At 75.1% G+C, this 12,931-nt stretch carries 14 protein-coding genes; 8 read left to right on the top strand and 6 right to left on the bottom strand.

Going from position 1 to position 12,931, the window contains the following annotated elements:
- Window positions 1–152 precede the first annotated feature (152 nt).
- Together ASD33_RS20560 and ASD33_RS20555 are read left to right on the top strand one after the other, a co-directional pair.
- The gene (locus ASD33_RS20560) at window positions 153–1,424 is read left to right on the top strand and encodes a molybdopterin-dependent oxidoreductase (protein ID WP_056563115.1); all 1,272 of its coding nucleotides are present in this window, start codon (window positions 153–155) and stop codon (window positions 1,422–1,424) included.
- Window positions 1,421–1,942, top strand: coding sequence for a hypothetical protein (locus ASD33_RS20555; protein ID WP_056562263.1), 522 nt, complete (start codon window positions 1,421–1,423; stop codon window positions 1,940–1,942). The genes ASD33_RS20560 and ASD33_RS20555 overlap by 4 nt, the downstream gene beginning before the upstream one ends.
- Here ASD33_RS20555 and ASD33_RS20550 read toward each other — a convergent pair.
- Entirely contained in the window at window positions 1,842–2,465 is a 624-nt protein-coding gene (locus ASD33_RS20550; RefSeq protein WP_056562259.1) for a TetR/AcrR family transcriptional regulator, read from the bottom strand. The genes ASD33_RS20555 and ASD33_RS20550 overlap by 101 nt on opposite strands.
- Before the next feature lie 207 nt (window positions 2,466–2,672).
- Here ASD33_RS20550 and ASD33_RS20545 point away from each other — a divergent pair, with 207 nt between their 5' ends.
- The gene (locus tag ASD33_RS20545; protein WP_056562256.1) at window positions 2,673–3,122 is read left to right on the top strand and encodes a hypothetical protein; all 450 of its coding nucleotides are present in this window, start codon (window positions 2,673–2,675) and stop codon (window positions 3,120–3,122) included.
- Here ASD33_RS20545 and ASD33_RS20540 read toward each other — a convergent pair.
- On the bottom strand, window positions 3,085–4,614 hold the full coding sequence (locus tag ASD33_RS20540) for a glycosyltransferase 87 family protein (protein ID WP_056563112.1): 1,530 nt from the start codon (window positions 4,612–4,614) through the stop codon (window positions 3,085–3,087). The genes ASD33_RS20545 and ASD33_RS20540 overlap by 38 nt on opposite strands.
- 113 nt (window positions 4,615–4,727) lie before the next feature.
- On the opposite strand from ASD33_RS20540, the gene ASD33_RS20535 reads away from it, so the two are divergent.
- The gene (locus tag ASD33_RS20535) at window positions 4,728–5,870 is read left to right on the top strand and encodes a molybdopterin-dependent oxidoreductase (protein ID WP_056562253.1); all 1,143 of its coding nucleotides are present in this window, start codon (window positions 4,728–4,730) and stop codon (window positions 5,868–5,870) included.
- Window positions 5,867–6,325 (top strand): hypothetical protein, encoded by a 459-nt coding sequence (locus tag ASD33_RS20530; RefSeq protein WP_063991981.1) that lies wholly within the window; start codon window positions 5,867–5,869, stop codon window positions 6,323–6,325. Before ASD33_RS20535 ends, ASD33_RS20530 begins: the two co-directional genes overlap by 4 nt.
- 167 nt (window positions 6,326–6,492) lie before the next feature.
- Here ASD33_RS20530 and ASD33_RS20525 read toward each other — a convergent pair whose 3' ends face one another.
- Genes ASD33_RS20525 through ASD33_RS20515 form a run of 3 tightly spaced genes read right to left on the bottom strand, consistent with a single transcriptional unit; the run spans window position 6,493 to window position 8,533 of the window.
- Entirely contained in the window at window positions 6,493–7,149 is a 657-nt protein-coding gene (locus ASD33_RS20525; RefSeq protein WP_079044898.1) for a methyltransferase domain-containing protein, read from the bottom strand.
- Window positions 7,146–7,820, bottom strand: a complete 675-nt coding sequence (locus ASD33_RS20520) for a DUF2064 domain-containing protein (protein ID WP_056562250.1) — start codon at window positions 7,818–7,820, stop codon at window positions 7,146–7,148. Before ASD33_RS20520 ends, ASD33_RS20525 begins: the two co-directional genes overlap by 4 nt.
- Window positions 7,817–8,533: a glycosyltransferase family 2 protein gene (locus tag ASD33_RS20515; RefSeq protein WP_056562248.1), complete on the bottom strand. Its 717-nt coding sequence runs from the start codon at window positions 8,531–8,533 to the stop codon at window positions 7,817–7,819. The genes ASD33_RS20520 and ASD33_RS20515 overlap by 4 nt, the downstream gene beginning before the upstream one ends.
- Window positions 8,534–8,804: 271 nt before the next feature.
- On the opposite strand from ASD33_RS20515, the gene ASD33_RS20510 reads away from it, so the two are divergent.
- Both ASD33_RS20510 and ASD33_RS20505 read left to right on the top strand, forming a co-directional pair.
- Complete coding sequence (locus ASD33_RS20510; RefSeq protein WP_242427160.1) at window positions 8,805–9,647, top strand: response regulator transcription factor; 843 nt, start codon at window positions 8,805–8,807, stop codon at window positions 9,645–9,647.
- Window positions 9,640–10,749, top strand: coding sequence for a HAMP domain-containing sensor histidine kinase (locus ASD33_RS20505; protein WP_056562245.1), 1,110 nt, complete (start codon window positions 9,640–9,642; stop codon window positions 10,747–10,749). The genes ASD33_RS20510 and ASD33_RS20505 overlap by 8 nt, the downstream gene beginning before the upstream one ends.
- An 85-nt stretch (window positions 10,750–10,834) precedes the next feature.
- Here ASD33_RS20505 and ASD33_RS20500 read toward each other — a convergent pair whose 3' ends face one another.
- On the bottom strand, window positions 10,835–11,863 hold the full coding sequence (locus ASD33_RS20500) for an NAD-dependent epimerase/dehydratase family protein (RefSeq protein ID WP_056562241.1): 1,029 nt from the start codon (window positions 11,861–11,863) through the stop codon (window positions 10,835–10,837).
- A gap of 258 nt (window positions 11,864–12,121) precedes the next feature.
- On the opposite strand from ASD33_RS20500, the gene ASD33_RS20495 reads away from it, so the two are divergent.
- Window positions 12,122–12,919 carry a VOC family protein gene (locus ASD33_RS20495; protein ID WP_056562237.1) on the top strand — a complete coding sequence of 266 codons (798 nt, stop codon included), beginning with the start codon at window positions 12,122–12,124 and terminating at the stop codon, window positions 12,917–12,919.
- The last annotated feature ends 12 nt before the right edge of the window (window positions 12,920–12,931 follow it).

The raw sequence follows: 12,931 nt of genomic DNA, 5'->3' as shown, positions 1-12,931 counted from the left end.
GCGGCATGTTCTCCTCGGCGGGGGACATCCGATGAGGCCGGTACGTGCGGAGGTTTCCCGTGGCTGCGAGCGACGACGGCGAGCGCGAGGAGACGGGAGACGCGGCACCGTCCGGGGACGGGCGGCCGGGGCCACGGCGGTGGCGCATCGTGCTGGAGTCCGTGGTGCCGACGGGGCCTCCGCCCGGTCCTTCCCGGCCGGAGTTCTGGCGGAGCCCGCTGCGGGGGCCGTGGCTGACCGCCGTGTTCGGACTGGTCCTGCTCGTCGGCGTGACGGTCCTGTTCGTGACGGGACTCCTGTCGTACGCCGCGTACAACCCGGATCTCGCGGCGGTGAACGACCAGACGCCCGACAAGGGGTGGCTCGGCTTCTACCTGTTCTCCTGGCCGACCTCGCCGTACTGGCTGTACCGGCTCACCCAGGGCGTGCACGTCGTCCTCGGCATCGTGCTGGTGCCCGTGCTCCTCGCGAAGCTGTGGTCCGTCATCCCGAAGCTCTTCGCGTGGCCGCCGGTGCGGTCGCCGGGCCACGCGCTGGAACGGCTGTCGCTGCTGCTCCTGGTGGGCGGGGCCGGCTTCGAGTTCGTCACCGGCATCCTCAACATCCAGCTGCACTACATCTTCCCGGGCTCCTTCTACGTCCTGCACTTCTACGGTGCCTGGGTGTTCATCGGGGCGTTCGTGGTGCATGTGACACTGAGGCTGCCGCGCGCGCTCCGGGCCGTGCGGGCCGGACACGCGGCGCGGCCCGCCGCCGGGAGCGAGGAGGCCGCCGGGCTCGTGTCGCCCCGGCCGGCCGAACCGACGATCTCCCGCCGGGGCGCGGTCGGCATGGTCGGTCTGGGGTCGCTGGCGCTGTTCGCGGTGACGGCCGGGCAGAGCATGGGCGGCTGGTGGCGGAGGACCGCGCTGTTCGCCCCGCACGGCGGGAAGGAACCCGGTTCGGGGCCGAACGGCTTCCAGATCAACAAGACCGCGGGCTCGGTAGGCATCCGGGCGAGCGACGTCGGAGCGGCGTGGCGGCTCACCGTACGCGGCGCGGGGCGGCAGGCCGTCCTGACCAGGGAGGCGCTGCTGGCGATGCCGCAGCACGAGGCGTCGCTGCCGATCGCCTGTGTGGAGGGGTGGTCCACCCCGGACCAGCTGTGGAGCGGGGTCCGGCTCGTCGACCTCGCCGCGCTGGTCGGCCTCGACGACGATCCGCCGGACGTACGGGTGGAGTCGGTCCAGCGCGGGGGCCCGTTCAGCGTGGCGGCGCTGCGTGACAACCAGGTGCGGGACCACCGCTCGCTGCTCGCCGTACGGGTCAACGGCGCCGACCTCTCCCAGGACCACGGCTACCCGGCCCGGGTCGTCGTCCCCGGCGCCCCGGGCGTCCTCAACACCAAGTGGGTCGCCCGTCTCACCTTCGGGGAGCAGCCGTGAGCGCGCTCCGCCGACGGGAGGAGGACACGCCGCTCCCTCTGCTGCTCGTACTCGCCTCCTTCGCCCTGGCCGGCTACGCGGGCCTGCGGCTTCTGCAGGGCGACCCGTGGGGGGTGACCCTCTGGTTCGTCGGCGCGGCCCTCCTGCACGACCTGGTCCTGCTGCCGCTGTACGCGATGACCGACCGTGCCGTGCAGCTCCTGTTCCCGCCCCGGGAAGGGGCGGACGGCACGACGAGCGGGGCGCGGCGGGCGCGGTTCGGCGTCAACCACGTGCGGGTTCCGGCCTTCCTCTCGGGCCTGGTGCTGCTCGTCTACTGGCCGCTCGTCTTCCGCCGGGTCGGCCACTACACAGCGGCGACGGGTCTCCCCGCGGACGTGTTCCTGGGGCGCTGGCTGCTCTTCACGGCGGCGCTGTTCATCGCCTCGGCGGCGGTCCTGCTGGTTCCCCGGATTCCCCGGCCCCGGTGGCCCCGACGGCTCCGATTCCGGCGACCAGCGCGTCGAGCCCGCGCTTGATCCGGTCCACGTCCCAGCCCCGGTCGGTGCGCTGGAAGTCGAACAGGCCGGGTGTGTACGCCATGAGGAGCAGGTCGGCCAGATAGGCAGCGTCCGCGTCCGGCGCGAGTTCCGCGACCATGCCCACGACCTGTTCGTGGTGCCGCCGGAACGGGGCGCTGCGATAGCGCCCGGCCGGGACGCTCGCCTCCGCGAGGAGCAGCAGGGCGCGGTTGTTCTCGACGAGGTCGGCCATGCCGTGCAGGAAGGCCCGCAGCCGTTCGCGCGCCGGCGGGGACCCGTCCTCCGCCCGGCGGGCGAACTCCTCCTGGAAGCGGCTCTCGTTGTCCTCGATGAGCGCGTAGACGAGCCCCGCCCTGTTGTGGAAGCGGCGGTAGACCGTGCCGACGCCCACTCCGGCGTCCTTCGCGACGGCGTCCAGGGAGAGTTCGGCGGAGCCGTCCGCCGTGAGCCGGCGCCGGGCGGCGTCGAGGATGCGGAGGCGATTGCGGGCGGCGTCGGCGCGTTCGGCGGGGGCGGTCATGCGGAGCAGCGTAACGGACGTAGCGGAGGGATCTCCGGTTACGCCTTGAAAATCGGAGAGCCCTCCGTTTATGGTGGCGACACGTCAACCGGAGAGATCTCCGCTTATTGGTTCGGAGCTTCCCGAGAGCACCGCACCGCATCGGACCGGACCGGACGCATCGCACCGCATCGCACACCGCACACCGCAACCAAGGAGATCCACGCCATGACCGTCACCGTCACCTCCGCCACCACCACCGCTCCCGCGCCCCTGCTCAACGGCCAGCTGATCGGCATCGCCTACCACGCCGTCGCCGCCGTCCGGGACCGGATCCTCATCGGCTCCGGCCTGACCTTCCCCCAGTCCGTCGCCCTCAAGGCCGTCGTCGACGGGCTCGGCCGCGACGGTGCCGTCGACCGGCTGACCTCGACGCTCAAGATCACCGGGCCGGAGGTCCACGCCCTGCTCGCCGCACTCGCCGAAGCCGGGCTGATCGACGCCGCCCGCACCACCCCCACGGAGAAGGGGGAGGCGCTGCACCGAGGGTTCACGGACGAGGTGGCCGCGCTGGCCGAGCGGCTCTACGGCGGCCTTCCGGCCGCCGACCGCGAGATCGCCGCCCGCGCCCTCGCCCACGTCACGGAGAGGGCGAACGCTGAACTCGCCACCCGGTAGCCGAGGTCTGCCACCACCGGACCGCCGGGCCCAGCACCACCACGAGCGCGGCGATGCCGTACGCGGTCGCGCTCAGCGCGGATCCGTAGCCGTGGTCGGGCCCGAGGACGTACACCGCCTCGCCCGCGAGCGCGACACCCAGCCACTCCCGTCGCCCGTCCAGCGCGACCAGCGCCACCAGGAGCAGCGCGTACCAGGAGTAGCCGGGCGTGAGGAGCACGAAGGCCCAGCCCGTGACCAGGAGTGCCCCGCTCCACGGGCGCCGCGGATCGCCGCGCCACATCACGGAGAGGGACACCGCGGCCATCACGGCGAGCAGCACCGGGAACGCCCAGCTGTCGGGCAGGACGAGACGCAGCAGCGCGTAGCGGGAGCCGGCCGAGGGATCGTCGTAGCCCTCCTCGTCCACGTACCCGCCGAGGTAGCCGAAGACGGAGTCGTGCGAGAGGAGGACGTAGGGGACGTACGCGAGAGCGGTGAAGACCGCGGCCGGCACCAGGACGGCCGCCGCGTCGCGCGCCCGGCGCACCCCGGACAGCGCCCCGGGCAGCACGACGGCGGGCATGAGCTTGGCGGCGACGGCGGCCCCGAGGACGAGACCTCCGGCGACGAGCCGACGGATGCCGTGCGACGCTCCGACGGGCACACCACCCCCGAGCGGCAGGCCTCTCTCACGGCTCACCTCCCCGGCCGCTCGACGGCCAGTCGTGCGGCCGGTCGTGCGGCCGGTCGTGCGGGCGGCGGCCACGAGGCCGAGGCCGAGCACGGCGAGGAGCGCGCCGAGGACGTCCACGTGCGCGTTGTTCACGGCCTCGATCGGGACCAGCGGACACCACGCCCAGGCCGCGGCCCGTCGTGGGTCCGTGCCCCGGCGGCGCAGGATCAGCAGCAGCGCCCAGGTCGTGGCGAGCGCGACCAGCCCGGCGGCGATCTGGAGCGGCTTGTGCCGGGCTCCGTCCGGGGACAGCCCGTCGACGGCCACGAAGTACACCTCGGCGACGGGCGGGTAGATCGTGTGCACCGAAGGCCGGTTGATCCGTGTGCAGTGGGGTTCGGGGCCGGGGGCGGGGATCGTGACCAGGTCCCGGCCGGAGCACGCGGACCCCGTGGGGAAGAGCCACGGGTCGCGCAGCCCGCCCAGCTCCGGATCCCGTGGGGCGTGGTCGTACGGGGAGATCCCGGCGGACTGGACGCGGCCGTCCCAGGCGTACCGGTACGAGTCCGTGCTCGTCCGGGGCGGCGCCACGAGCCCGGTCACCGACACCGCGACCGCACCGGCCACGAGCAGCGGCACGACGTGCGCGGCCGGAACCCTGCGCAGCCCGAGCAGCGCGACTACGAACAGGGCCCAGCAGGCCGCGTACCGGCCGAACAGCCCGGAAGGGTCGGTGACATGACCGTCGTACCGGACGGTGACGACGAGGGCGGTGGTGAGGGCGGCGAGGACGGCGGCGGTGAGGACCGTGGCGGTACGGCCGGTGCGCTGGTTCACCTCGGCAGCGTTCCAGTCGCGGGCCCCGAACCGCGGACCCCGGAGCCGCATGTCCGCATTCCGTAAGGTGTTCCACGCGCCCGCGCGGGTGCTTCCGGGGGTGTGATGGGCTCATGCGCCCCACCCCGCCCCACGGCCCGCCGATCACGTTCAGGGCCCGGCTCCACGACGCCCGCACCGCGACCGCGCTGGGCCGGTGGCTCGGACTCGCCGTCGTCGTCTGCTTCGTGACCGGTGTGCTGAGCCACTGCCTCCAGCACCCGCCCGGCCCGCTCGTCGACCGGCTGCCGAGCCGCCCCTCCTGGGGCTACCGGTTCACCCAGGGCCTCCACGTGGCCTCCGGCACGGCGGCGATCCCGCTGCTCCTGGCCAAGCTGTGGGCGGTCTACCCCCGCCTGTTCGCATGGCCGCCGGTGCGGTCCGTCCGGCACGCGGCCGAGCGCCTCTCGGTCGCCGTGCTCGTCGCCGCCGGGATCTTCGAACTGGCCACCGGACTCCTCAACACCTTCCAGTGGTACCCCTGGCCGTTCTCGTTCGTCCCCGCGCACTACGCCGTCGCCTGGCTCCTGCTGGGCGCGCTCCTGCTCCACATCGCCGTCCAGTGGCCGCGGATCCGCGACCACCTCACCCGCCGCTCGCCCGGCACCCTCGCCCTCCCCGCCGCAGACGAACCCGACCGCCGCCGGTTCCTCGCGGCCGTCGCCGCGGGCGTCGGCGCCGTCACGCTCACCACGGTCGGCCAGTCCGTCACCGCGCTCGGCCCCCTCAACCTGTTCGCCCCGCGCAGCCCCGCCCCCGGCCCCCGGGGGCTGCCCGTGAACCGCACGGCCGAGGCGGCCCGCGTCACCGGGGAGACGCTCGCCGACTGGCGGCTCGTCGTCGCCGGACCACGCCCGTACACCCTCACCCTGGAGGAACTGCGCGCCCTGCCGCAGCACGAGGAGACCCTGCCGCTCGCGTGCGTCGAGGGCTGGAGCCGGTCGGCCCGCTGGACCGGAGTACGGGTGCGGGACCTGCTGGACCTGGCCGGAGCGGGCCCGAACGCGCGCTGCCGGGTGGTGTCGCTCGAAGCGGCCGGCGCGTACCGGGTCATGGAGATGGGCCGCCGGTACGCCCGGGACCCGCTCACCCTGCTGGCGCTGCGCCTCGACGGCGAGGTGCTCTCCCCCGACCACGGCTACCCGGCGCGGATCATCGCCCCGAACCGGCCGGGCGTGCTCCAGACCAAGTGGGTCGGCCGACTGGAGGTCGTGTGAGGACGGTCCGATACGGGGTGGGGGCGGCCGGGATCGCCCTGATGACCTTCGGCGGCGCACTGCTGTGGGACGGGCCCCGGCCCTGGTCGACCGCGCTGTGGCTCGCCGGGGGAGTCCTCGTGCACGACGGGCTGCTCGCACCCCTGGTGCTCGCGGTCGGCGCCGTCGCCGGGATCCTCGCAGGGAGGCCCCCGCGCGGCGTCCCGCGCGCGGCGCTGATCGTCGCCGGTTCCCTGACGGCGGTCGCCCTGCCGGCCCTCCTCCGCCCCGACGGCGTGGCCAACGCGACGGTGCTGCCGCTGGACTACTCCCGGAACTGGCTGCTGGCGATGGCGGCGGTCGCGGTGACGACGACCGGATACGCGGGGGCACGTGCGGGCGCGAGGTGGGCGAGGCGGTCGGGTGGCGCGGGGCGGGGGAGAAAGGGGCCGGGGGTGGCTGGGCGACGCCCTTGAGGGGGCGTGAGTTGCGGGCGGGCGGTTGGGTGGGCGGCGGCGCCGGGAGGCGGTGGGGCGGGACAGCTCGGCCGCCGCTTTCCCGTTCGGACAGCCCTGCTGAGTCCGCCCCGCTCAAACAGCCCCGGCCAGCTCACCCGCAGAGTCCCCCTCCCCCCGCCCGTCCCTCAGCGCCGCAAGCCCACGAAGGCGCGGCCCGCCGACTGCCAGGTCAGGGAACGGGTCCAGCCCGCCTCGGCGGCCCCGGCGCACAGGGCCCGGGTGCCGAGCCGCGCCCAGCGGAAGGGCGCGCCCCGGCCGCCCCGGCCGTCGTCCACGTGGACCTCGACGCGTTCGTCGACATCCTCCGGGGCCACCTCCACCAGCAGGGAGCCGTCCGGCGCGGCGAGCCGCGTCGCGCGGCGGAGGAGCGCGGCCGGGTCGCCCCCGATGCCGATGTTCCCGTCGATGAGCAGCACGGTGCCCCAGCGGCCCTCACGCGGCAGCGGGTCGAACACCGAGCGGCACAGGGCGCTGCCCCCGGCCCGTACCGTACGGTCCACCGCCTCGGGGGTGACGTCCACACCCAGCGCCCGGTGCCCCCGGGCGGCGAGCGCGGCGACCAGCCGGCCCGGTCCGCAGCCGACGTCCAGCACCGGCCCCGTGCAACGGTCCAGGACGGTGACGTCCGCCGCGTCGGGTTCGCCGCACCACCGCTCGACCTCCAGTGGCAGCAGCCAGCCGTCCTCCCGCCGCAGATAGAGCGGCCCCCGGCCGGTGCGGAGCGCCGCCGTGTACGGATCGGCCCGCCAGGCGACGGCGGGCTCGGCCAGCTGGGCGGTCACCTAGCCACCGCGCACATGTCGTCGTACAGGGCGGCGAAGCGGGTGCCCGGCGAGGCGGCGGCGACCCGCGCCGCGTCGGCCGGCTCGTCCACGTCGCACAGCTCGGGCAGGTCCCGTACGAGGCGCCCCGACGCGGTGAGCCGCCGGCGCTGCTCCCTCCCGGTATGGCCCACGGACATGGGGACGCCGAGGAGCAGCGCCGGGTCGGGTTCGGCCAGTCCGAGCGCCCAGAACCCGCCGTCGTCGGCGGGGCCGAACCAGGCGTCGGTCCCGCCGAAGTCGAGCCCCTGGGCGAGGAGACCGGGGGTGACCTGCGGCGTGTCCATGCCGATGAGCAGGGCCGGTCCCTCGGCGTGCGCGAAGGCTGCGGCGAGCCGGACGTCGAGGGCACCCGCGCACTGCGGTACGACCTCGATGCCCTCGGGCACCCATGGCCCGGGCCGTCCGTCGAGAACGAGCACCCGGCGTCCGGCCGGGGTGGCGAGCACGGCCGCGAGGGTGTCCTCCAGAGCCGCGCGCGCCAGCTCGGCGGCCTGCTTCGGTGCGAAGTGCGGGGTGAGACGCGTCTTGACCCGCCCGGCGACGGGCGCCTTGGCGATGACGAGGAGCGTGCTCGCGGGGAAGGCGCGCGGGGAGCCCACGGGGGAGGCACTCCTGCGGACGGTGCTCATACGGAGACCTCCCCGACGGTGAGGGACTGCGCGGCCGGCGGTTCGGCGAGCACCCGGCGCATGTCCCGCACGGCGTGCCAGGTGCCCCGCCACGTGCCGGTGACCTTGGACTTCCCCGTGCGCGGCAGATACGGCACGTCCGTCTCGGCGACCCGCCAGCCCGCGTCCGAGGCCCGGACGACCATCTGGAGCGGGTAGCCGCTGCGCCGGTCCGTCAGACCGAGGCCGAGCAGGGCCTCGCGCCGGGCCACCCGCATCGGGCCGAGGTCGTGGAGCCGTAGGCCGGTGCGGCGGCGCAGCAGGTGCGCGAGGGCGATGTTCCCGGCGCGGGCGTGCGCCGGCCACGCGCCCCGTCCCTGCGGGCGGCGGCGGCCGAGGAGCAGATCGGCCTCGCCGGCCTCGACGCGCGCGGCCATCGGGGCGAGCAGCCCGGGGTCCATGGAGGCGTCGCAGTCGCAGAAGCAGACCAGGTCGGCGCGGGCCGCGAGCAGCCCGGCGTGGCAGGCCGCGCCGAAACCACGCCGGCTCTCGTGGACGACCGTCGCACCGAGAGCGCGGGCGATCTCGGCGGAGCCGTCGGTCGAGCCGTTGTCGACGACGATGGCGCGCCACCCGGCGGGCACCCGCGCCAGCACCCAGGGGAGTGCCTCGGCCTCGTCGAGGCACGGCAGTACGAGGTCCGCGCGGGGCGGTGCGCAAGCAGAAGAAGTCACCCTCCACACCGTAGGAATCCGGAACCGGGAAAAGGGGATCCGAGACCTTACGAAACGCGGACGCCCACCGGGCGGGTGGCAGAGTCCGCGGCAGGTGGGCCCGGACGGGTGACACGCTGGGGCCATGGCAGTGAGTGATGTGGAGAGCGGGCGGCGGGGGCACGACCCGGTGGGCGCGACCGGCGCCGTCGCGAGCGACGGGACGGTGACAGCGGTGGTCGCGGAGGGTGCCCACGAGACGGCGGGAGCAGCCGCACCCCTCGACGCCGCCGTGACCGACGCCCCGGCTCGGGTGCTGGTCGTCGACGACGATCCGACCGTCTCGGAGGTCGTGGCGGGGTACCTGGGCCGCGCCGGGTTCGTCGTACGGCTCGCGGCCGACGGCCCGGCCGCCTTGCGCGCCGCCGAGGACGCGCGGCCCGACCTCGTGGTCCTGGACCTGATGCTGCCCGGCATGGACGGTCTGGAGGTCTGCCGGCGGCTGCGCGCACGGGAGGACGGCGGCCGCCCCGTCCCGGTCATCATGCTCACGGCGCGCGGCGACGAGGACGACCGCATCCTGGGCCTGGAGGTCGGCGCGGACGACTACGTGACCAAGCCGTTCAGCCCCCGGGAGCTGGTCCTCCGGGTGCGTTCGGTCCTGCGCAGGGCGAGCGCCCCTGCCCCGGCCGGCGGCCCGCACCTCACGGCGGCGGGTCTGTCCCTGGACCCGAGGGCCCGGCGGGTCACCAAGAACGGCACGGAACTCGCTCTCACCCTGAGGGAGTTCGACCTGCTCGCCTACTTCCTGCGCCACCCGGGACAGGTCTGCGGCCGGGAGCGGCTGATGCGCGAGGTCTGGGGCTGGGACTTCGGCGACCTGTCGACCGTGACCGTCCACGTCCGCCGCCTGCGCGGAAAGATCGAGGACGACGCGGCGAGCCCCCGGCTCATCCAGACGGTCTGGGGCGCGGGGTACCGCTTCGACGCGGCCCCGGGGGGCGGGGACGTGTCCGCTGCGGCCCGCGCCGAGGCCGTCGGGCCGGCCGACCCCCGTACGAGCGACGCCACACCCGTACCCGTACCCGAATCCGAGCCCACCACCCCCCGCCACCCGGAGGCCGACCGTGGGTGACCTCCTCCTCATCGCCCTGTACGCGCTCCTCGGCGCGGGCGCCGCCGGGCTGCTGGGCGCCGTGGCCCTGCGGCTGCTGCGCCGCCGGAGCCTCGCCGTGTCGCTCGCCGTCGTCGCGGCCGTGGCCGTGACGGCGATGCTCGCCGGGACGCTCGCGGTGGCCTGGGCGATGTTCCTGTCCTCCCACGACCTCGGCGTGGTCACCCTGGTCGTCGCGATGGCGGCCGCCGTGTCGCTGGCCACCGCGCTGCTCCTCGGCCGCCAGGTCGTACGGCGCTGCCGCGAACTCGTGGGCGCGGCCCGGGGTTTCGGGGAGGAGGGGACGTTCACGGCGCCGCTGGTGCCCGCCCCCGCGGAGTTCGCGGACCTCAGCCGTGAGCTGGCGCTGACCAGCGAACGGCTGGCCGCCTCGCGTGAACGCGAACGGGCCCTGGAGACCTCCCGGCGCGAACTCGTGGCCTGGATCTCGCACGACCTGCGCACCCCGCTGGCGGGCCTGCGCGCGATGTCGGAGGCGCTGGAGGACGGCGTGGCGGCCGATCCCGCCCGCTACCACCGCCAGATGCGGACGGAGGTCGACCGTCTGAACACGATGGTCGGGGACCTCTTCGAACTCTCCCGCATCCACGCGGGGGCACTCGCGCTCAGCCCCACCCGGATGTCCCTCTACGACCTGGTCGGCGACGCGCTGGCCGGTGCCGACGCGCTCGCCCGCGAGCACGGCGTCCACCTGGCGGGGGAGGACATCGCACCGCTCCCGGTGGAGGTGGACGGCAAGGAGATGACGCGGGTGCTCTCCAACCTCCTCGTGAACGCCATCCGGCACACCCCGGCGGACGGCACGGTCGCCGTCGCCGCCGAGCACCGGGCGGGCGCGGTGGTGCTGTCGGTGACGGACGCCTGTGGCGGCATTCCCGAGGACGACCTGCCGCGCGTGTTCGACACGGGATGGCGGGGGACCGAGGCCCGTACCCCTCCCTCGGGCGCGGGACTCGGCCTGGCGATCGTCCGGGGCATCGTCGAGGCCCACGCGGGCCGGGCGGACGTGCGCAACGTCTCGGGAGGCTGCCGCTTCGAACTGACCCTGCCCGCCTCGACGTGACCGGAGGGCGCGGTGCGCCGCGCCCTCCGGTCACGCTTGGGCCCTGAGGGGACCTGCGGACGCCCGGCCGGCGCGGTGTTGGGCCTTACGGACGCCCGGCCGGCGCGGCGGGCGAAAGGGCCCCTTCGGTCGTACCGCCGGCGAGTTCGGCCATCCCGTCGGCGAAGGTGACCTCCGGGCGCCACCCCAGCTCCCGGCGCAGCCGTGCCGAGTCGGCGGTGATGTGCCGGACGTCGCCGAGCCGGTACTCGCCCGTGACGACCGGCTCCGGGCCGCCGTACGCGGCGGCCAGCGCGCTCGCCATGTCGCCGACGGTCCGGGGGTCGCCGCTGCCGACGTTGTACGCGGCGAAGCCCGGCGCCTCCGGCAGGGCGTCCAGCGCGACCGCGTTCGCCCCGGCCACGTCCCGGACGTGGACGAAGTCGCGGCGCTGCCCGCCGTCCTCGAAGACGCGGGGGGCCTCGCCGCGCGCGAGCGAGGAACGGAAGAGGGCGGCGACTCCGGCGTACGGGGTGTCGCGGGGCATCCCCGGCCCGTAGACGTTGTGGTAGCGCAGCGAGACCACGCGCCCGCCGGTGGCCCGGGACCACGAGGACGCGAGGTGTTCCTGGGCGACCTTGGTGGTGGCGTACACGTTCCGGGGGTCCAGCGGGGCGTCCTCCGCGACCAGGCCGGGGGAGAGGGCGGCGCCGCAGTCCGGGCAGCGCGGCTCGAACCGTCCGGCGGCGAGGTCCTGCTCGGCGCGCGGGCCGGGCCGGACCGCACCGTGCGCGGGGCACGCGTAGCGCCCCTCGCCGTAGACGACCATCGAGCCGGCGAGCACGAGACGCCGGACGCCCGCGGCCGTCATCGCGGCCAGCAGGACGGCGGTGCCGAGCTCGTTGGCCGACACATAGGCGGGGGCGTCGCCGAAGTCCTTGCCGAGGCCGACCTTGGCGGCCTGGTGGCACACGGCGTCGATCCCGCGCAGGGCCTCCCGCACGGCCTCGGGATCACGGACGTCCCGCCCGTCCCGTGCCAGGTCGAAGACCACCGGTTCGTGTCCGCGGGAGGCCAGTGCGGCGACGATGTGCGAGCCGATGAAGCCCGCGCCTCCAGTCACAAGTACACGCATCCTCCGACGCTATGCCGCCCGGTCCGCGCATCCCCGCCCGCCGTTCCGCATGTCACGGATCCGTAAGAGAAACGGGGCGCGCGACCGGCGCATTCGCCGCCGTCCGGGCCGCCCGGGTCAGCCCCGGCCGTCCGCCGCCTCGTCCAGCGCCGAGCCGATCCGGCCGACGACCATCGGTGTGCGCGGCGGCCGACGGGCGGGTCTCCGCGTCCGGTGCCAGGCTGAGGGCCCACCCCCGGAGACGCGAAAGGCAGCACCATGATCACTACCGACTTCGTACCCGGCTCCCCCTGCTGGCTCGACCTCGGCGCCCCCGACGTCCCGGCCGCCGCGGCCTTCTACGGCGCCGTGCTCGGCTGGGAGTACGAGTCCATGGGGGACGGCGAGGACATGGAAGGGGGGATGTTCCGGAAGGACGGGAAGATCGTCGGCGGGCTCGGCAGGCTCACCGAGGAGGGCGCCCGGTCCGCCTGGATGATCTACTACAGCGTCGCCGACGCGGACGCCACCACCCGGGCGGTGGAGGAGGCGGGCGGCACGGTCCGGGTCGCCCCGACGGACCTCGACGAGTGGGGCCGGATGGCCCAGTACAGCGACCCGCTCGGCGGACAGTTCGCCGTCTGGCAGCCCGGCACGAACAAGGGCGTCGACCTCGTGGACGCGCCGGGCTCCCTGTCCTGGACCGAGCTGTACACGACGGACGCCGCCGCCGCGAAGACGTTCTACGGCAGTGTCTTCGGCTGGCGGTTCAGCGACATGGAACTGCCGGGCGGCGGGGGGACGTACACCCTGATCACCCCCGCCGGACTCCCCGAGGAGCGGATGCACGGCGGCCTCATGCAGCTGTCCGAGGCCGATCTCGCCCTCGCGCACGGCCGTCCCTACTGGCACCCCGTCTTCGCCGTCGCCGACTGCGACGAAGCGGTGGCCAGGGTCACGGCGAACGGCGGCAACGTCCAGATGGGCCCGGCGGACGCGGAGGGCGTGGGCCGACTCGCCGTCTGCCTCGACCCCTCGAACGCCGACTTCGTCGTCCTCACCCCGCCCGCCGGCTGACATCCGTCCGAC

Source organism: Streptomyces sp. Root1304 (genome assembly GCF_001426405.1).
Lineage (GTDB): Bacteria > Actinomycetota > Actinomycetes > Streptomycetales > Streptomycetaceae > Streptomyces.
The sequence above is the reverse complement of the archived record's forward strand: the minus strand, read 5'-3'. Positions and strand labels throughout refer to the sequence as shown.